Consider the following 19,262-nt stretch of genomic DNA (forward strand, 5'->3'; position numbering starts at 1 on the left):
GGCGCGGAATCGCGCTACTCTCATCCCCCCTTCGCGGCCGATCCAAGCTAGGCACTCAAACCAAGCGAGGTATCACATGACTCTTCGGATTTCGGGAAAGAGCGTCAGCGTCGGCGAGGCCCTGCGCGGCCGCGTCACCGACCGGACTGAAGAGGTCCTGCGTAAATATTTCGACGGCAACTATTCCGGGCACATTACGCTCAGCAAGGACGGCTTCGGCTTCCGCACTGACTGCGCGCTGCACCTCGATTCCGGAATTACGCTGGAGGCCGATTCGAACGCGCCCGATGCCTATGCCAGTGCCGACCTGGCGCTCCTGATGATCGAGAAGCGCCTCAAGCGCTACAAGAGCCGGCTCAAGGACCGCTCGGCCCGCAAGGCCCATGTCGCCTCCGCCGCTCTCGCCGCCATGGATGCCACGAGCTACGTGCTGGAAGCGCCGGGCGAGGGTGAGGACGAAGACGAGGTCACCGGCTACAGCCCCGTGATCATCGCCGAAGCCACCACCTCCCTGAAGCAGCTTTCGGTGAGCGAGGCCGTCATGGAGCTCGACCTCAGCGGTGCGCCCTGCCTGGTTTTCCAGCACGGCTCCAGCGGCCGGGTGAATATCATTTACCGCCGGGCCGACGGCAATGTGGGCTGGATCGACCCGCCGGGGGCCAAATCAGGTGGTTAGGGCCGGAACCGGGGCCCGTACCATCCGCAGCCTTAACAATGACGGGGGCAAAGCCGCACGCAGCAGTTGGCACCGGGATTGCGTTGGAGTAGAAGCGCCCCACATCAGGACCGGGCTAAGTTCCCCTCCTGCATCACCTTCTTGACGCCGGCCCGGCGTGGTTTCTCACCAAGCTGGCCAATTCGGAACCTGACGGTTTAATTCACCTCGGAAACCTTCCATGCCGATTACCGATCTGGTCGCGCCCGAGGCGATTCTCCCGGCATTGAAGGTCAACAGCAAGAAGCAGGCGCTCCAGGAACTCGCCGCCAGGGCGGCCGAGCTGACCGGGCAGAACGAGCGCTCCGTGTTCGAGGTGCTGCTGCAGCGTGAGAAGCTCGGCACCACCGCGGTCGGCTACGGCGTCGCCATTCCCCACGGCAAGCTGCCCAAGCTGGAAAAGATTTTTGGCCTGTTCGCGCGCCTCGATCGTCCGATCGATTTCGAATCGATGGACGGCCAGCCGGTCGATCTCGTCTTTCTGCTGCTCGCCCCCGAAGGCGCCGGCGCCGACCATCTGAAGGCGCTCGCCCGCATCGCCCGCCTGCTGCGCGACCAGGACATCGCCAAAAAGCTCCGCGCCTCGCGCGACGCCCAGGCGATCTATTCGGTGCTCGCGCTACCGCCCGCGACTGCGGCGTAAGAAGCCGGGTCTCCAACAGTTCAGATGAATGCCCGATCTGGCCTTGCTTCACGCAAGTGCCAGCAAAGCCTGATGTGCAGGCGAGCCATTTGATGCTGAGATTTCGAAAATGGTGCCTAGGAAAGGATTGCGGCAGATGGCCCATGTGCCGTTGATTTTACAGTATAATTTCGCTTCTGCCCAGAGATTGTTACACAGTGAAGTTCTTTGGTCCGCGCACGGACTGAACTTAGGTGCAACCAAGTTATCCTAAAGGCTTGCTGCCGCCATCCATTTGAAGATGAAGAACCCTTGGCGCGGCTCCGGCTGCAAAGTAGCATCGGCCGGGGAGCGAAACCTTGGGCAGTGGGGGATGTATGACGCTAGCGACAGCGCTTGTTACAGCGAGGCCGCGCGAGAAGTCGGGACCCCGAACAGGCGCAAGGTATGCGTTTCAGGTGCACGTTTGTTTAGCCAAAGTTCTAGAGTGGCACGCAGCGGGCTCCGATTATCGTGCCGTATTTGATCATTTCGACGACCTTGCGATTCTCACCGGCCCCGATGATCCCGATAAGATCGCGTTCTTCCAGATCAAGGGCAAGCAGTCGAAGCCCTGGACCGCTGCCAACCTCGCCAAGAAGGAAGGCGAGAGCCCCTGCACGCCGGTTGGCAAGATGTATCATCACACCACCATTTTCGGATCGGCCGTTACGCGCTGCACATTCCTAACGAACGCATTTTTCAGCTTCACGCTGGCGGACGGCACCAAGACTAGCAGCGACCATCGGAACATTGCGCATGCGAGCCTTGGTCTCAAGGACAGCGAAGTGATTGCTAAGGCGCTCGATCTCGATTTTGCGGCGCCCCGGTCACCTAGCGAGAGCATCGTGCTGCACTACGAGCGCACTGACGTGCCTGTGACGGGTTATGACACGATGGTGAAGGGCAAGTTGGTCGAGATGCTCGAAAATACAGACGGACTGGCTGTTAGCGCTTTATATCGCACTCTCGTTGAGGAAGTTACAGCGCGAACAAACGACACGACGGAATACAGTAGCATTGAAGATATATTTGCTCGGAAGACACTGTCTCGGAAAACTCTGGCAGACGTTCTTTCTGCTGCTGAGAATAGACGGAGCATTCTCGATAGCTGGTCCATCATTGAAGACGAACTCAAGGATGCTGGCCGTTCGATCGCATTTCGAATTAGGCTGAAGACGCAGACAATCACTCATCTTCGCGGCTGTACAAATCGCAGTGCCAGATCAGTGACGCTCTCCGAAATAGTGAACAAACCTCTCGCCACAATTGAAGCTGCCCTGATGGAATGTGACAAGCTGCTGCCGGTCGTCGACACGGTCAAAGCTCAGTTACAGATGTCCGAGCTATCCAGTTATGACGCAATCGAAATTGATGCCGCCATATTCGTCGAATTGTTTGAGGCTGTGAATGGAAAATAAACGACGCGGGTTGGGACTACGACGATTGCTATTGAATATTGGCGGAGGCAAGCGACGTGCGCACGATGAGGTTCAAGAGAGTCTTTCTTCTATCGCAAGAAGAGCGACGAGCCTTCACGATGGAGTTCAGCCCGGGCGCAACGGTGCTGGCGGCGGGAAACGGCTTCGGAAAGTCGGCTCTGATAAAGAGCCTCTATGATACTTTTGGGGCCGACCCGCATCGGGTCGACGAAAGTTGGCGTAAAGCGCATGTTATTTCCGCGGTCGATTTCGAAGTGGCCGGCGACGCATATACCGCTATGAAAATCGCGGGCACCTATATGGTGTTCGACGCCACCGGGCAGAAGATCCTCCAAACGACCTCGGTGACTCGGGAGCTGTCGCCTTTCATGGCCGACCTTCTCGATTTTCGACTATTAATGTCCGACAAGCGCGAGCAGGTTCTTATCCCGCCGCCGGCTTACGCATTCGCCCCTTTCTGTATCGATCAAGATAAGAGCTGGTCCGAACCATGGAAGCCGTTTCGTGGAATGTATCTTCCGAATTCAGATGCAAGCCTCGCCGAGTATCACTCCGGTCTTAAACCCAACGCCTATTACGTTGCGAGGGCTGAGAGGGATCGACTCGCCGTCGAACTTCGAGGGGTGCAAGCACAGCTTCAGGGGCTCCGAGATGCACTGGAGCAAATTCGTTCCGTGCAACCCGAGGCGGGAATTTATTTTGACCTGAAGGATTTCGAGGCCGAAACGAACAGCCTCTTGGCCGAGTGCTCGGAACTGCTAGACCAACAGAATGCCCACCGGGCAAAATTATCCGAATTGATCGATGCTCGCGCGTTGTGGACGACACAGATAGACATCGCCAAAGCGGCTCTCGCGGAACTTGATGAAGTGTTTAAAAGCGCAATTGGGCATCCGGCAGACGTTGAATGTCCCACCTGCGGAGAACACTACACAAACGATATTGCTGAACGCTTCGGCATTGCGGCAGATACCGAAGCCCTGATCGGCATCCTCCACCAAGCTAAAGAACAAAAGGACGGGCTTCAGAAGCAGATCGATGCCGCTCAGAAGGAGTTAGGCGATGTCGAGACTGCGCTTTCCCGTGTTAGGGCGATTCTCTCAACCCGCAAGAATGATGTCACCTTGGAAGAGGTCATGGCTGCGGAAGGCCGCAATGCGGCAAGCCGCGTGCTCCGAGAGCGCGTGACCCAAATTGAAAGCAAGGTTGGTGCGCTTAGCACCCGTATCAAGGAACTAAAACTTGCGATGCGCAAATCACTTGATCGTAAGAGGTCTGCCGCGATTACCGATTTCTTCTTCAGCCGTCTCACAAGCTTTTCGATGAGACTAGATGTGAGGGTGGAGAGATCCAAGTCAGGTTCAATCGCGAATGCGCATCTAGCTCGTGGCAGTGAAGGGCCACGCGGTCTCACCGCCTATTTTTACGCTTTCTTACACACCACAAAGGAATTTGGATCGTCGACATTTTGTCCGATTGTAATCGATGCTCCCAATCAACAAGGACAAGATGGACAGCATCTGCCCGCTATTATCTCATTTCTCGTCAAGAAGCGCCCTGAGAACGCGCAACTGATACTTGGCGTAGAAGATGCGGTTGGCATCACGGCGGATGACGCGGATATCATCACCGTGGGAGTCCAGAAGCGCCAGCTACTTGGCGACAATCAGTTTGCATCTGTTAGCGAACATTTGCGGCCCTATCTGGCGCAGCTTGTTCTCTAGGCCACGCACTGCAAGAACGTTCTGTGCCGCTTGATGCCGCGCGGTGATGGACCCGGGCGAGAATTGTGCAAGGGTCCAAATCTGAGAGGTCACCTCGTGGCATCGGCTGCGAGCTTTCCCCCGTAGCCCTCTCCAATTTCTGAGGCATCATTCAGCGCCACGTTCAATGCAGCGAGCACCGCGCATTGCCTGCGCATGATGATGCGCCGATTCCGGCGTTGCCTGAGTCGTTTTGACTCACGCGAACCCTCTTGCCCGCCGATTCCTCGGAAAAATATGGTGACAACGCTCTTCGGCTAAGTTTTTGGCGGCCCGCCAGAAGGGGCTCACGGCTCGATCGAGCCAATCTGAAGCGGTTTCGGCTCTGGAAAAATGCATGTCCAAAACAAACGGGCACGCCTTCGTCCGAAGGCATGCCCGCTTGAAACTCTATTCGTGCGACGCGCGCGTGCTCAGTGCACGCTCACTGCTTGCAGCTCGTTGCTCCAGGCGTTGGCGATCGCGGCTTCGCGGCTGTCGGTCAGCATGATCGGCGTGCCGTCGGCGGCGTGGAGCGCGAAAAGCTTGAGGCCCGGCGCGATCTTCGGGGCTTCGGGAAACAGGCCCGGCACATCCTCCGAGCGGATCTGCTTCACATAGGCGATATGGCCTTCGCCGAGGGTTGCCAGCGTCTCGGGAGAGACATTCTTGGCTTCGTATTCGAACGCAACATGACCTTCACTCATGGTCTCGACTCCTCTCTCGAAACTAAGCGGTCGAGTCCGCTACTCGTTCCATTATTCGTGCTCATTGATAGCGATTGTCTTAACGATCCTCTCCGGTTCAGGCCGGGCAAGATCGACCGACAACAGCCCGTTTTTCAGATCCGCACCCAGCACCAGCATCCCCTCCGCCAGCACGAAAGTGCGCTGGAAGTGGCGCGCGGCGATGCCGCGATGGATGTATTGCCGGGACTTGTCGTCCTGCTGCCGCCCGCGAATGACGAGCTGGTTTTCCTCAATGGTTACATCGAGTTGGTCGCGGGTGAATCCGGCGACCGCCAGCGTGATCCGCAAACGCTCGGGCTGGCCGTCCGACCGGTCACACCTCTCGATATTGTAGGGAGGATAGCCGTCGGCGCCTTTGACGACGCGATCAAGCACGCGCTCGATCTCGTCGAAGCCCAAAAGGAACGGACTGGAAAGCGTTGGAACACGAGACATAGTTTACAAAGTCCTCTCGAAGCGACTTTGGTGCATCAGGGCCCGTAGAGGCACCCCTTGGTCAGCAATATGGTCATATCCCCGTGTCGGTTCAAGGACGTAGCTGGAATGGCCGGAGGCCAGGAGCTTCCGCTCGCCTGCGTTCCGGCCATCCACGATCTTGCCCGTGGCACTGAGACCGTGGATGCCCGCGACAAGCCCGGCGCGACGAATTTGCGGGCCGATTTATCTCAACGAAAACAGACCCCCGGCTACTGTGCATGGGGTTGTTTTCGCGTTTTTTAATCGGCGGACCCGTGGAACCGGTTAGGCCTCGATCCGCGTCCGCCCGTCGCCGCTGAAAAGATGCAGCTTCGCCCGCATTGCTGCGACGCGGATCCTCTCACCGATCGGCGGTGCCTCGGAGCCGGGAATGCGGACGATGACCTCGCCGGGCGGCAGCTCGCCGGGGGTGGCTGCGACGCGCTGCTCGTCCTGCTGCCGCGTGCCGTAGACAAAGGTTTCCGCGCCGACGCGCTCGATCGCTTCCACGGTGAGCGGCAGCGCGACGCCGCCGGCCGGGGTCTGGTCGGTGATGACAAAATCTTCCGGACGGATGCCGAGGATGCCGGCCTCGGTGCTGCCGAGCTGCGACTTGATCTCCTCGGCGCGAATCGACATCAGATTCATCGGCGGTGCCCCGATGAAGGAGGCGACGAAGGTCGTCGCCGGCTTCTCGTAGATCGCCAGGGGATTGCCGACCTGCTCGACCTGGCCGCCGTTCATCACCACGAGGACGTCGGCGAGTGTCATCGCCTCCAGCTGATCGTGGGTGACGTAGATCGACGTGGTGTTGAGCCGGCGCTGCAATTTGCGGATCTCGACCCGCATCGCGATGCGCAGCTTTGCATCGAGGTTCGACAGCGGCTCGTCAAACAGAAACACCTTCGGCTGGCGCACGATGGCGCGGCCCATGGCGACGCGCTGGCGCTGACCGCCGGAGAGCTGGCGCGGCTTGCGCTCCAGCATCGGCGACAGTTCGAGCACGCGCGCGGCTTCCTCGACGCGGGTCTTGACCTCGGCCTCCTTCATGCCGCGGTTGCGCAGGCCGTAAGCCATGTTGTTGAAGACGCTCATATGCGGATAGAGCGCGTAGTTCTGGAACACCATCGCGATGTCGCGATCGGCGGGCTCGACCTGGTTGACGATTCGGCCGCCGATGTCGATCTCGCCGCCGGTGACGGTTTCGAGACCCGCGACCATGCGCAGCAATGTCGACTTGCCGCAGCCGGAAGGACCGACCAGCACGCAGAATTGTCCGTCGCCAACATCGACGTTGACGCCCTTGATGGCCTCGAAGCCGCCGGGATAGGTCTTGCGGACGTTGCGCAGGGTAACGTTAGCCATGGGATTTACTTTTCCGTCTCCACGAGTCCGCGCACGAACAATTTCTGCATTGCGACCACGACGAACACCGGCGGCAGCATCGCCAGCACGGCGGTCGCCATCACGATCGGCCATTCGGTCAGCGCGTCGGTGGTGGTGATCATCTTGCGGATGCCGACCTGGATGGTCTGCATGTCGTCGCGCGTGGTGATCAGCAGCGGCCAGAGATACTGATTCCAGCCGAGGATGAAGAGGATGACGAACAGCGCCGCCATGTTGGTGCGCGACAGCGGCAGCAGCGTATCCCAGAAGAAGCGCAGGGGACCGGCCCCGTCGATGCGCGACGCCTCCAGCAGCTCGTCCGGCACGGTCATGAAGAACTGGCGAAACAGCAGCGTCGCGGTGGCTGAGGCGATCAGCGGCAGCGCCAGGCCGGCATAGCTGTCGAGCATGTGGAGGTCGGCGACGATCTTGTAGGTCGGATAGATGCGCACCTCGACCGGCAGCATCAGGGTGATGAAGATGATCCAGAAGATCGGCATCCGGAACGGAAAGCGGAAATACACGATCGCATAGGCCGAGATGATCGAGATCGCGATCTTGCCGACCGCGATCAACAACGCCATCACCAGCGAGTTCAGCATCATGTTGCCGACGGGCTCGCGGGTCGAGCCGCTCGTGCCGACGAAAATGGTCTGGTAGTAGACCTCGAAGAAATGGCCGCCCGGCAGCAGCGACATCTGCCCGTTCGCGATCAGCGCGTTGTCCTGGGTCGAGGCGACGATCGCGATGTAGACGGGGAACGCGACGATCGCGATCCCGATCCACAAAATGGCGTGAGCGACGTAGCGCCGAAAGCCCTCTTCCTCGACCATCAGTAGGTCACCTTGCGTTCGACGAAGCGGAACTGGATTCCGGTCAGCACGATCACCATGACCATCAGGATCACCGATTGCGCCGCGGAGCTGCCGAGATTGCCGCCGAGCAGGCCGTCGGAATAGACCTTGTAGACCAGCGTCACCGTCGACGTTCCCGGACCGCCGCGGGTCATGGTGTCGATGATGCCGAATGTATCGAAGAAGGCGTAGACAATGTTGACGACCAGCAGGAAGAAGATAGTCGGCGACAACAGCGGGAAAGTCACGGTCCAGAAGCGACGCATCGGACGCGCGCCGTCGATCGCGGCGGCCTCGAACACGCTCTTCGGGATGCTCGCGAGGCCGGCGAGGAAAAACAGGAAATTGTAGGAGATCTGCTTCCAGGCGGCGGCCAGGATGATCAGCGTCGCGGCCTGGTTGCCGTCGAGCAGCGGATTCCAGTCGATGCCGGCTTCGCGCAGATAGCGCGAGAGCACGCCGAGCGAGGGATGCAGCATGAAGATCCAGAGCACGCCGACGACGGGCGGCGCGACGGCGTAGGGCCAGATCAGCAGCGTGCGATACAGCGAGCCGCCGCGCATCGGCTTGTCCGCCATGATCGCCAGCAGCAGGGCCACGGAGAGCGAAGAGACCGCGATCGCGAACGAGAAGAAGAAGGTCCGGACGATCGCCTCGAAATAGGCGGCGTCACTGAAGAGATCGAGATAATTGTCGAACCAGACGAAGCTGGTCGAGAGACCGAAGGCGTCCTGGAGCAGGAAGGACTGAATGACAGCCTGCGCAGCCGGCCAGTAGAAAAAGATCAGGACGATCGCGAGTTGCGGGGCAACCAGCGCATAGGGCAACAGCTTCGACTGGAAAATGGCTTGCTTTTGCATGATATCAGCTGAGCGGCAGGCCGGGTCGCGACCTGCCGCTCATCGCCTCACTTGACGGCGGTCTTTTCGAACTGACGCAGCATCGTGTTGCCGCGCTCGACGGCGGCATCGAGCGCCTGCTTGGCGGTCTTCTTACCAGCCAGCGCCTGCTCGATCTCTTCCGACCAGACGTCACGCAGCTGAACCATGTTGCCGAGGCGCAGACCGCGCGAATTCTCGGTCGGCTCCTTGTTAGTCAGCTCGAGCAGCGGGGTCTCGAGGTAGGGCTGGTCCTTGTAGAACCCTTCTTCCTTCGCCTTGGCGTAGGCCGCCTTGGTGATCGGCAGATAGCCCGAGGCCTTGTGGATGTAGATCTGGCGATCGGTGTCGGAGAGGAATGTCATGAACTTCGCAATGCCCTTGTACTCGTCGGCCGACTTGCCGCCCATGACCCAGAGCGAGGCGCCGCCGATGATCGAGTTCTGCGGCGCGCCCTTGACGTCCGGATAATACGGCATCGGCGCCGCGGTGAAGTTGAACTTGGCCTGCGCCTTGACGTTGCCGAAGAAGGCCGACGAGGTCAGGTAGATCGCGCACTCACCCGAAGTGAAGCGGCCTTCGCCTGTGTTGGTGCGACCGGCGTAGTCGTAAGTCTTGTCTTTTTGCAGCTCGACCAGCTTCTCGAGATGCTTGACCTGGAGCGGACCGTTGAACTCGAGCTTGGTGTCGAAGCCGTCGAGGCCGTTGGCTTTGCTGGAGAGCGGCACGTTGTGCCAGGCCGAGAGCTGTTCGAGATTGACCCAAGTGACCCAGGAGTTGGAGAAGCCGCAGGTCGGATGGCCGTTGTCGTGGAGCTTCTTGGCGGCTGCGAACGTCTCGGGCCAGGTCTTCGGGATCTCGACGCCGACCTTCTTGAGCTCGTCGAGGTTCACCCACATGACGGTCGACGACGAGTTGAAGGGGAACGACAGCATCTCGCCCTTGGAGGTCGAGTAATAGCCGCTGATCGCGGGCAGATAGGCCTTGGGATCGAATTTCTCGCCGGCCTCGGCCATCAGCTTGTAGACGGGCTTCACGGCGCCGGTCGCCGCCATCATGGTCGCGGTGCCGACTTCGAAGACCTGCATGATGTGGGGCGCGTTGCCGGCGCGGAAGGCCGCGATGCCGGCGTTCATCGTATCGGCGTAGTTGCCCTTGTAGGTCGGGATCACCTTGTAGTCGGTCTGCGCCGCGTTGAAGTCGGTGGCGAGCTTGACGATGACGTCGTTGTTGGCGCCGGTCATCGCGTGCCACCACTGGATTTCGGTCACGGCAAAGGCCGGCGAGGCCGACATTCCAACCGTGAGTGCAACAGCGGCAGCCGCTCCAAAGTATCGAAGAGCCATCAAGTAAACCTCCCTTGGGCCGTCAAAAATGATCGCTTGCGCTAGCAGCGCCATATGACGTTCACATGACTGTGTAAGCGGCCGAAACGAAAGCGGCAAGCGCTGGAAAAGGGAAGCAGGCAAATAGGCGAATGCGGAGCGGGCAGGTTTCTTCGTTCGCGGTGCAGCATTCGGGAGTGATGGGTTGGGTCGCTGCGTCGTCAGCAGAATAGCGCGAGGCAGACGCTCGGCCCGCGGGCTCCAACCTCTCCCGCTTGCGGGAGAGGTTGGCGCAACGCGCCGGGTGAGGGCTCTCTCCTCTTGGGGAGTCTCACTGCGGAGGCACCCTCTCCCCAACCCTCTCCCGCAAGCGGGCGAGGGAGCGCACCTTCCTTGCGGCGCGTTGTCAGTTCAATAGCGTCACGCCTCAGCGCTTGCGCTCGGGGCCGCAGACCGTGCCCTGCTCGACCATCGCGTTGATCTCGGACTTGGAGTAGCCGAACTCGCCCAGCACCTCGGCCGAGTGCTGGCTGAATTTCGGCGGCAGGCTGCGCAGGCTCGGCTTGCTGCGATCGAGCCGGATCGGCGACGCCACGCCCTTGTACCAGTCCTTCTCGATGATATCGCCGCGGGCGATCGTGTGCGGGTTGGTCAGCGCCTGGTCGATCTTCTGCACGGGGCCTGCGGGCAGGCCCGCGGCGAGGAGGCGATTGCACAGCGGCTCGGCCTCGTGCTGGCTGAACACGGCGGCGAGCTCGGCGCGCAGCGCTTCGCGATTGGCGATGCGGTCCTTGTTGCGGGCAAAGCGCGGATCGGTGCCGAGCTCGGGCTTGCCGATCTCCTTGGCGAGCTTGCGGAAGGTGCCGTCATTGCCGACGCCGATGAAGATGTCGTCGGTCTTGGTCGGGAAGATCGCGTAAGGCACGAGGTTGGGATGCTCGTTGCCGGTCAGCGACGGCGGCTTGCCATGCATGAAATAATTCGCGGTGTGCGGGTGCATGATGGCGAGACCGGTCTCGTACAGCGTCGTCTCCAGGAACTGGCCCTGGCCCGAGCGCTGCCGCTCCGACAGCGCCATCAGGATGCCGATCGCCGCATAGAGGCCGGTGCCGATGTCGACCAGCGGCACGCCGATCCGCATCGGTCCGCTCTCGGGCGAGCCGGTCGCCGCGATCATGCCGGTCATCGCCTGGATGATGGCGTCATAGCCGGGATTGCCGCCGCGCGGGCCGTCGGCGCCGAAGCCGCAGATCCGGCAATGCACCAGGCGCGGGAATTTCTCGCGCAGCACCTCGCTGCCGATGCCCCATTTCTCCAGCGTGCCCGGCTTGAAGTTTTCGATCAGGACGTCGGCGCTTTCCAGCATCTTGAGCAGCACGAGGCGGCCGCCCTCGGAGGCGAGGTCGAGGCCGATCGAGCGCTTGTTGCGGTTGATGCCGATGAAATAGGCCGCGTCTTCCTCGTGGAAGGGAGGGCCCCAGTCGCGCACCTCGTCGCCTGCGGGCGGCTCGACCTTGATCACGTCGGCGCCATGGTCGGCGAGGATCTGGGTGCAATAGGGACCGCCGAGCACGCGCGTGAGATCGATGACGCGCAGGCCGCTCATTGCGCCCGTGGCAGCTCCGGAACTGGCGGCTTCAGTCATGCCTTCGCTTCCCCTGTGTCGATATTGATCACAGGCCTAGCGAGGTTCGTCTGAGCCAGCAATGGCTTGTTGCGGGGGGCCGCATGCGCCGCGGCTGCGCCATCCCGCCGAATGGCAAATCAAACGGAAGCGGCCGGCCCGAGGAGAATCCCGGGCCAGCCAATCCAATCTACGATCAGACGACCGTCAGGCGGACGTCGACATTGCCGCGCGTTGCGTTGGAATAGGGGCACACCTGATGAGCCTTCTCGACCAGTGCCTCGGCTTCGGCACGGGCAAGGCCCGGCAGCGATACGGCAAGGTCGATGTCGAGACCGAAGCCGCCAGCGGCGCGCGGGCCGATACCGACGGTCGAGGTCACCGAGGCGTCGGCCGGAACCTTCGGTCCGCCCTGCGAGGCCACGAATTTCATCGCGCCGATGAAGCAGGCGGCATAGCCGGCCGCAAACAGCTGCTCGGGATTGTTGCCTTCGCCGCCGCCGCCGCCGAGCTCCTTCGGAGTGGTGAGCTTGACGTCGAGCGCGCCGTCGAGGGTCGCAGCATGGCCGTCGCGGCCGCCGGTGGCTTTTGCGCTGGTCTTGTAGAGGACGTTCACGGACATTTTGGTCTCCCTGGGTTTTCGCTGGTGCAATCTTTATCGCAGGCAATTAGATTGTGCGCAATTGAAATTACGGAGCCTCACATTTAATTGTTCGCAATTGAATGTGCCGCCGGGCGGCCCCAGAATGGAGCAAGCCTCGTGAGATTCTCTATGCCCCGGAAATCATCGGCAGCGGACCAGCCGCTGCGCCTCGACAACCAGATCTGTTTCGCGGTCTATTCGGCCGCGCATGCCTTCAACCGCGTCTACAAACCGCTGCTGGACCGGCTCGGCCTGACCTATCCGCAATATCTGGTCATGCTGGTGCTGTGGGAGCGCGACGACGTGCCGGTGAAAGACATCGGCGAAAAGCTGTTCCTGGATTCGGGCACGCTGACGCCGCTGCTCAAGCGACTCGAAGCCGCCCACCTCGTCAAGCGCACGCGCTCGCGCGAGGACGAACGTCAGGTCCTGATCGCGCTAACCGCGCAGGGCCACGCCTTGAAGGACAAGGCGCGCGCCGTGCCGCAATCGATCCTGGCAGCGTCGGACTGCTCGGTCTCGGAACTGGTCACGATGAAGGACGAGATCGTCGCGCTGCGCGATAGGTTGAATGCGGTGATCGGGGAGTAGGCGTATTCCTGCTCGGGAAATTCGATGCTGCGGAGGATGTAGACGTACCACATTGACGATTATCGCCTGGGCAGCCGCTGCGTGGGAATGTCACCGGTCCGCCGTCGCCCTGCGGGCTATGGCGGGACAGCCTTCGTTCACTTCGCTACGAGGGACTTCCCGGGCTTGCCCAGCCGAAGCTCGCGAAGCGAGCGAAGGCTGGTGGAGCCAGGCGGGATCGAACCGCCGACCTCTTGCATGCCATGCAAGCGCTCTCCCAGCTGAGCTATGGCCCCTTAACCGTCCGACGCGCCGTGGGCGACGCGTCGGGAAAGACCCAGAACCACAGTTCTGGGATTATCTCAAGTCTCTTCATCACCGGTGACATCACCAATGATGTCGGTGACGTCCTCATCGCCCTCTTCGTCGTCGGCGATAAAGGTCGAATCATCGTCATCGTCGTCGTCGATGGTCTCGTCGGCCTCGATGTCGTCCTCGGATTCGGGCACGACGGCCTTGACCTTGCCGGTGTTCTCCTCGGCATCGGCCTCCTCGAGCGAGACTTCCTCGACTTCGGCCGGCTCCGGCTTGGTGTCGGCGGCTGCTGCCGCGTGGCGGGCTTCGGCGCCGCGAGGCGCGCGAGCCGGCGCCACGGGCGCGATCGGCACGACCTCACCGGTGTACGGCGAGATCACCGGACTCTTGTTGAGGTCATAGAACTTCTTGCCCGTGGTTGGGCAAATACGTTTGGTTCCGAGTTCGGACTTGGCCACGGCAGAGGAATCCTGGAAATGTCTGAAAAGCGGTGTTTCACTTGGCTAGTTGGCGGCCCGCTGTCAATAGCGCATTACGGGAGAACGACATGCCCGTGACGGCGGAGAGACCATGTGGTACCTGCCCGCGAGCCCAGAGGGCACATCCAAGGACACAATCTTGACCCATTCCGACAAGCCGACGCCGCTTCAGTCGCGCGCCAGCGGCCCCCTGACCGGAAAAGTACGGGTGCCTGGGGACAAGTCGATCTCCCACCGTGCCCTCATCCTGGGCGCGCTCGCGGTTGGAGCGACCAGGATCTCGGGCCTCCTTGAGGGCGAGGACGTCCTCAACACCGCAAAAGCCATGGAAGCGCTCGGCGCCCGGGTCGAGCGCATAGGTGATTTCACCTGGACGGTGAACGGCGTGGGTGTTGCGGGCTTCGCCGAGCCCAAGGCCCGGCTGGATTTCGGCAACTCCGGCACCGGCTGCCGGCTGGTCATGGGCGCCGTCGCCGGCTGCCCGATCTCGGCGGTGTTCGACGGCGATGCCTCGCTGCGCAGCCGGCCCATGCGCCGGATCCTGGACCCATTGGAAAAGATGGGCGCGAAGGTCGCCTCCGGTGGCGAGGGCGGCCGTCTGCCGCTGACCGTCCAGGGCGCGCGCGATCCGCTGCCGATCACCTACGAGACCCCGGTCGCCTCGGCCCAGATCAAATCCGCCGTGCTGCTCGCGGGCCTGGCCGCGCCGGGCACCACCACGGTCATTGAGACCGAGGCCAGCCGCGACCATACCGAGCTGATGCTGAAGCACTTTGGCGCCGAGATCAGCTCGGCGCAGGAGGGCCGGCACGGCCGCCGCATCACGCTCGTCGGTCAACCTGAGCTGCATGGCGCCAATGTCGTCGTGCCCGCCGATCCCTCATCGGCGGCGTTCCCCATTGTTGCTGCGCTGATCGTCGAAGGCTCCGATGTCGTCCTGTCCGACGTCATGACCAATCCGCTGCGGACCGGCCTGTTCACGACGCTGCGCGAAATGGGCGCCTCGATCGAGGCGAGCGAGGTGCGTGGCGACGCCGGCGAGCCGATGGCAAAGCTGCGCGTGCGCGCCTCGAAACTGCGTGGTGTTGTGGTCCCGCCGGAGCGCGCGCCCTCGATGATCGACGAATATCTGGTGCTGGCGGTGGCGGCCGCCTTCGCCGAGGGCACGACCATCATGCGCGGCCTCCAGGAGCTGCGCGTCAAGGAATCCGATCGTCTCGAAGCCACCGCCGCCATGCTCCGCGTCAACGGCGTGAAGGTCGAGGTCTCCGGCAACGACCTGATCGTCGAAGGCCGCGGCCACGTCCCCGGCGGCGGCCTCGTCGCCACCCGCATGGATCATCGCATCGCCATGTCCGCGCTGGTGATGGGCTGCGCGTCCGACCAGCCCGTGACCGTCGACGACACCGCCTTCATCGCCACCAGTTTTCCGGATTTCATTCCGATGATGCGTTCGCTTGGGGCCGAATTTTCATGATCATCGCCATCGACGGGCCCGCGGCGTCGGGCAAGGGCACGCTCGGCAAGCGTCTTGCCCACCATTACGGCTACCGTCACCTCGATACCGGCGTGATCTATCGCGCGGTAGCCTATTCGCTGATGCAGTCCGGGCATGATCTCAGGGACGAGACGGCGGCGGTCGCGGCAGCGTTGGAACTCGATCCCGAAAAGTTCGGCAATCCCGCCCTGAAGACCCAGAAGGCCGGCGAGGGCGCTTCCATCGTCTCGGCGATCCCCAAAGTCCGCGAGGCCCTGGTCGGTTTTCAGCGGCAATTCGCCGCCGATCCGCCCGGCGCCGTGCTCGATGGGCGGGATATTGGAACCGTGATCTGTCCCCATGCCGACGTGAAGATCTTCGTCGTCGCCGACCCCATGGTGCGCGCCCGCCGCCGGACCATGGAGGCCAAGGCGCGGGGCGAGGAGGCCGACGAGGCGGCCGTGCTCGCCGACATCATCCAGCGCGACGAGCGCGACAAGAACCGGCCTATTGCGCCGTTAAAACCGGCCGCGGATGCTTACTTGCTAGATAACTCCCAACTGGATATAGAAGGCGGCGTCCGGGCCGCCATCGACATTATCGAGGCCGTCCGAGCGGGCCGGTCGCGGGGTTAAGCCGCTGCCGTCATTGGAGGAAGCGCCCGCTCCCGCTCTTTGAGGTCGATACTTCGGTCCCTGTTCGGGACCGACGCGATCAGGCTCCGGACAACGATTTCCACGTATCGAATGCGCGGGCCTCAGCCGGCCCGCTTCCGCTGTTCCGGTGCCAGGCCGGGGCAACGAGCGGTCGCTCGAAGGTTCTGCGGACCTTCCGACACTGCGCGTACGATGCGCCCATGAACCCAACGGCCGGCACGACACCCGCAACTGGAGAACAAATGGCTTCGACTTCTGCTGATACCTATAGCCCGTCGCGCGACGATTTCGCCGCGATGCTCGACGAGTCCTTCGCAGGTGGCAACCTGCAGGAAAGCTCCGTCATCAAGGGCAAGGTTGTTGCAATCGAAAAGGACATGGCCGTCATCGACGTCGGCCTGAAGACCGAGGGCCGCGTCGCCCTGCGCGAATTTTCCGGCCCCGGCCGTGAGAGCGAACTCAAGGTCGGCGACGAGGTGGAAGTGTTCCTCGATCGCATCGAGAACGCCCTCGGCGAAGCGGTGCTGTCGCGCGACAAGGCGCGCCGCGAAGAGAGCTGGGGCAAGCTCGAGAAGGCTTTCCAGAACAACGAGAAGGTCAACGGCGTCATCTTCAACCAGGTTAAGGGCGGCTTCACCGTCGACCTCGACGGTGCCGTGGCCTTCCTGCCGCGTTCGCAGGTCGATATCCGTCCGATCCGCGACGTTGCGCCGCTGATGAACAACTCGCAGCCGTTCCAGATCCTCAAGATGGACCGCCGCCGCGGCAACATCGTCGTGTCCCGCCGCACGGTTCTCGAAGAGACCCGCGCCGAGCAGCGCCAGGAGCTGGTGCAGAACCTCGAAGAGGGTCAGGTCATCGACGGCGTGGTCAAGAACATCACCGATTACGGTGCGTTCGTTGATCTCGGCGGCATCGACGGTCTGCTGCACGTCACCGATATCGCGTGGCGCCGCGTCAATCATCCGACCGAGGTGCTCTCGATCGGCCAGACCGTGAAGGTCAAGATCATCAAGATCAACCACGAGACGCACCGCATCTCGCTGGGCATGAAGCAGCTGCTGGACGATCCGTGGCAGGGCATCGAAGCCAAGTACCCGCTGGGGTCTCGCTTCACCGGCCGCGTCACCAACATCACCGACTACGGTGCGTTCGTCGAGCTCGAGCCGGGCATCGAAGGCCTGATCCACGTCTCCGAGATGTCGTGGACCAAGAAGAACATGCACCCCGGCAAGATCGTTTCGACCTCGCAGGAAGTCGAAGTGCAGGTGCTGGAAGTCGATTCCGTCAAGCGCCGCATCTCGCTCGGCCTCAAGCAGACCATGCGCAACCCGTGGGAGGTCTTCGTCGAAGGTCACCCGACCGGTTCGACGGTCGAGGGCGAGGTCAAGAACAAGACCGAGTTCGGTCTGTTCCTGGGCCTCGAGGGCGACGTCGACGGCATGGTCCATCTCTCCGACCTCGACTGGAAGGTTCCGGGCGAGCAGGTGATCGACAACTACAAGAAGGGCGACATGGTGAAGGCCGTGGTGCTCGATGTGGACGTCGAGAAGGAACGTATCTCGCTCGGCATCAAGCAGCTCGAAGGCGACCCCTTCGCCGAGCCGGGCGATGTCAAGAAGGGCGCGGTCGTGACCTGCGAAGTGCTCGAAGTGAAGGAGGGCGGCATCGAGGTGAAGATCATCGGTACCGACTTCGCCACTTTCGTGAAGCGCTCGGAGCTCGCCCGTGACCGCAACGATCAGCGCACCGAACGTTTCGCCGTCGGCGAGAAGGTCGATGCCCGCGTGATCCAGTTCGACAAGAAGGCCCGCAAGGTCCAGGTGTCGATCAAGGCGCTCGAAGTCGCTGAAGAGAAGGAAGCCATCGCGCAATACGGCTCCTCCGATTCGGGAGCGACGCTCGGCGACATCCTCGGCACCGCGCTCAAGAACCGCGACACCAAATAAGCGAAACGTACGTTTCGCTGCATCAAAGCCCCGGCGCAAGCCGGGGCTTTTTTGTGTGCGCCCGGCTACGCGGCCTCCGCCGAGCCAGGCCTTGTTTACTTCAAATTGCGCCGCAATTGATGTATCCAGATAAGCCAATGGTCACGCTGTGACGGCACAACGCGCTTGGCCCTTCATTTTGGAGATATTCCGATGTCGCTCGACTCAGACGTCATCGTCGATCGCCGCAGGATCCGCCGCAAGCTGACGTTCTGGCGCGTGATGGCCGCGCTGATCGCGATCGCGGCGATTGCAGGCTTCGCGCTGGTGGCGACACCAGGTGCGCGCGGCACGTTCGCGTCCGCCGGCTCGATCGCGCGGATCCAGATCGAGGGTCTGATCCGCAGCGATTCCGATCGCACGCAGGCGCTGGAGCGGCTGGAGAATTCGCAGGCTGCCGCCGTCATCGTCCACATCAACTCGCCGGGCGGCACCACCGCCGGCTCCGAGCAGCTCTATGATTCGCTTGTGAGTCTGAAGGCGAAGAAGCCTCTCGTCGTCGTGGTCGAAGGGCTTGCGGCGTCCGGCGGCTACATCACCGCAATCGCCAGCGACCACATCATCGCCCAGCAGAGCTCGCTGGTCGGCTCGATCGGCGTGCTGTTCCAGTTTCCAAACTTCTCGGAGCTGCTGAAAACCGTCGGCGTCAAGGTCGAGGAGGTGAAATCCACGCCGTTGAAGGCCGCGCCCAACGGTTTTGAGCCGACCAGCCCCGAGGCGCGGGCTGCGCTCGATGCGCTGGTGAAGGACTCCTATGCCTGGTTCAAGGGCCTGGTGAAGGAACGGCGTGGCATGGATGACACGCAGCTCGAGAAAGTGGTTGATGGCCGTGTCTTCACCGGACGCCAGGCGATCGATCTCAAGCTGATCGACCAGATCGGCGACGAGAAGACCGCCGTGACCTGGCTGGTCGAGCAGAGGGGCGTCAAGAAGGGGCTCTCCGTGCGCGATTACAAGTTGCAGCCGCGCTTCGGCGATCTGCCGTTCCTCAAGACTGCGGCCGCAGTGACGCTGGAAGCGCTGGGTTTAGGCTCGATTGCGCATCAAATCGGACAAACCGGCGTCGCTCAGGCGGTCGATCGGATCGGAATGGATGGAATGCTGGCCTTGTGGCAGCCGGCGGCGTCGAACTGACCGGCGCCGGGCGAGCCCCAGAAGCTTTTCCCGTTCGACGCGTGCCGGGCCAGCCCGCTTTTTCGGCATTTGTCACGCATTTTCACGACGCTCAATCTTCATTTAGCGTCTTGACAGATCACGGTATTTTCACGGAAATGGTCATCCGCACGCTCCCGGGTCCTATCT

The 19,262-nt window shown here is 61.9% G+C and carries 18 protein-coding genes and 1 tRNA gene; 9 read left to right on the forward strand and 10 right to left on the reverse strand.

What is annotated here, in order from left to right; genetic code table 11:
* Nucleotides 1-76: 76 nt before the first annotated feature.
* The 4 genes from raiA to IVA74_RS37565 all read left to right on the forward strand — a co-directional run bounded on the left by raiA (nt 77) and on the right by IVA74_RS37565 (nt 4,542).
* Complete coding sequence (gene raiA, locus IVA74_RS37550) at nt 77-676, forward strand: ribosome-associated translation inhibitor RaiA (RefSeq protein WP_247352758.1); 600 nt, start codon at nt 77-79, stop codon at nt 674-676.
* 220 nt (nt 677-896) lie between these two features.
* Nucleotides 897-1,358 carry a PTS IIA-like nitrogen regulatory protein PtsN gene (gene ptsN / locus IVA74_RS37555; protein ID WP_007598573.1) on the forward strand — a complete coding sequence of 154 codons (462 nt, stop codon included), beginning with the start codon at nt 897-899 and terminating at the stop codon, nt 1,356-1,358.
* Nucleotides 1,359-1,714: 356 nt separating this feature from the next.
* Nucleotides 1,715-2,797 carry a dsDNA nuclease domain-containing protein gene (locus tag IVA74_RS37560; RefSeq protein WP_247352761.1) on the forward strand — a complete coding sequence of 361 codons (1,083 nt, stop codon included), beginning with the start codon at nt 1,715-1,717 and terminating at the stop codon, nt 2,795-2,797.
* A gap of 119 nt (nt 2,798-2,916) precedes the next feature.
* Nucleotides 2,917-4,542 (forward strand): hypothetical protein, encoded by a 1,626-nt coding sequence (locus IVA74_RS37565; RefSeq protein ID WP_247352763.1) that lies wholly within the window; start codon nt 2,917-2,919, stop codon nt 4,540-4,542.
* 452 nt (nt 4,543-4,994) lie between these two features.
* On the opposite strand, the gene IVA74_RS37570 is transcribed toward IVA74_RS37565, so the two are convergent.
* From IVA74_RS37570 to IVA74_RS37605, 8 genes are all read right to left on the reverse strand, one after another.
* Entirely contained in the window at nt 4,995-5,267 is a 273-nt protein-coding gene (locus IVA74_RS37570) for a DUF1150 domain-containing protein (protein WP_007598581.1), read from the reverse strand.
* A gap of 51 nt (nt 5,268-5,318) precedes the next feature.
* Nucleotides 5,319-5,744: an Hsp20 family protein gene (locus IVA74_RS37575; protein ID WP_018645065.1), complete on the reverse strand. Its 426-nt coding sequence runs from the start codon at nt 5,742-5,744 to the stop codon at nt 5,319-5,321.
* A gap of 306 nt (nt 5,745-6,050) precedes the next feature.
* Nucleotides 6,051-7,130: a sn-glycerol-3-phosphate import ATP-binding protein UgpC gene (locus IVA74_RS37580; RefSeq protein WP_247352765.1), complete on the reverse strand. Its 1,080-nt coding sequence runs from the start codon at nt 7,128-7,130 to the stop codon at nt 6,051-6,053.
* Nucleotides 7,131-7,135: 5 nt separating this feature from the next.
* Entirely contained in the window at nt 7,136-7,984 is an 849-nt protein-coding gene (ugpE, locus tag IVA74_RS37585) for a sn-glycerol-3-phosphate ABC transporter permease UgpE (protein ID WP_247352766.1), read from the reverse strand.
* Nucleotides 7,984-8,865: a sn-glycerol-3-phosphate ABC transporter permease UgpA gene (gene ugpA / locus IVA74_RS37590; RefSeq protein ID WP_247352768.1), complete on the reverse strand. Its 882-nt coding sequence runs from the start codon at nt 8,863-8,865 to the stop codon at nt 7,984-7,986. The genes ugpE and ugpA overlap by 1 nt, the downstream gene beginning before the upstream one ends.
* A gap of 47 nt (nt 8,866-8,912) precedes the next feature.
* Entirely contained in the window at nt 8,913-10,229 is a 1,317-nt protein-coding gene (ugpB, locus tag IVA74_RS37595) for a sn-glycerol-3-phosphate ABC transporter substrate-binding protein UgpB (RefSeq protein WP_247352770.1), read from the reverse strand.
* A 406-nt stretch (nt 10,230-10,635) separates the two neighbouring features.
* Nucleotides 10,636-11,853: a CaiB/BaiF CoA-transferase family protein gene (locus IVA74_RS37600; protein WP_247352771.1), complete on the reverse strand. Its 1,218-nt coding sequence runs from the start codon at nt 11,851-11,853 to the stop codon at nt 10,636-10,638.
* Between the two features lie 175 nt (nt 11,854-12,028).
* Nucleotides 12,029-12,454, reverse strand: coding sequence for an organic hydroperoxide resistance protein (locus tag IVA74_RS37605; RefSeq protein WP_247331467.1), 426 nt, complete (start codon nt 12,452-12,454; stop codon nt 12,029-12,031).
* 150 nt (nt 12,455-12,604) lie between these two features.
* On the opposite strand from IVA74_RS37605, the gene IVA74_RS37610 reads away from it, so the two are divergent.
* Nucleotides 12,605-13,066 carry a MarR family transcriptional regulator gene (locus IVA74_RS37610; protein WP_247352774.1) on the forward strand — a complete coding sequence of 154 codons (462 nt, stop codon included), beginning with the start codon at nt 12,605-12,607 and terminating at the stop codon, nt 13,064-13,066.
* A gap of 199 nt (nt 13,067-13,265) precedes the next feature.
* Here the strand turns inward: IVA74_RS37610 and IVA74_RS37615 are convergent.
* Nucleotides 13,266-13,341, reverse strand: a tRNA-Ala gene (locus tag IVA74_RS37615).
* A 66-nt stretch (nt 13,342-13,407) separates the two neighbouring features.
* Nucleotides 13,408-13,818 (reverse strand): TIGR02300 family protein, encoded by a 411-nt coding sequence (locus tag IVA74_RS37620; protein WP_247352776.1) that lies wholly within the window; start codon nt 13,816-13,818, stop codon nt 13,408-13,410.
* 160 nt (nt 13,819-13,978) lie between these two features.
* Between IVA74_RS37620 and aroA the strand changes: the two genes are divergently transcribed.
* The 4 genes from aroA (at nt 13,979) to sppA (ending at nt 19,094) form a co-directional block, all read left to right on the forward strand.
* Entirely contained in the window at nt 13,979-15,316 is a 1,338-nt protein-coding gene (aroA, locus tag IVA74_RS37625) for a 3-phosphoshikimate 1-carboxyvinyltransferase (protein ID WP_247352779.1), read from the forward strand.
* A complete protein-coding gene (cmk, locus tag IVA74_RS37630) occupies nt 15,313-15,951 on the forward strand; it encodes a (d)CMP kinase (protein ID WP_247352780.1) in 639 nt (212 codons plus the stop codon). The genes aroA and cmk overlap by 4 nt, the downstream gene beginning before the upstream one ends.
* Nucleotides 15,952-16,214: 263 nt before the next feature.
* Nucleotides 16,215-17,921, forward strand: a complete 1,707-nt coding sequence (gene rpsA, locus IVA74_RS37635) for a 30S ribosomal protein S1 (protein WP_247352781.1) — start codon at nt 16,215-16,217, stop codon at nt 17,919-17,921.
* A 192-nt stretch (nt 17,922-18,113) separates the two neighbouring features.
* The gene (gene sppA / locus IVA74_RS37640) at nt 18,114-19,094 is read left to right on the forward strand and encodes a signal peptide peptidase SppA (RefSeq protein ID WP_247352783.1); all 981 of its coding nucleotides are present in this window, start codon (nt 18,114-18,116) and stop codon (nt 19,092-19,094) included.
* The last annotated feature ends 168 nt before the right edge of the window (nt 19,095-19,262 follow it).

The organism is Bradyrhizobium sp. 132 (genome assembly GCF_023074185.1).
Taxonomy (GTDB): Bacteria; Pseudomonadota; Alphaproteobacteria; order Rhizobiales; family Xanthobacteraceae; genus Bradyrhizobium.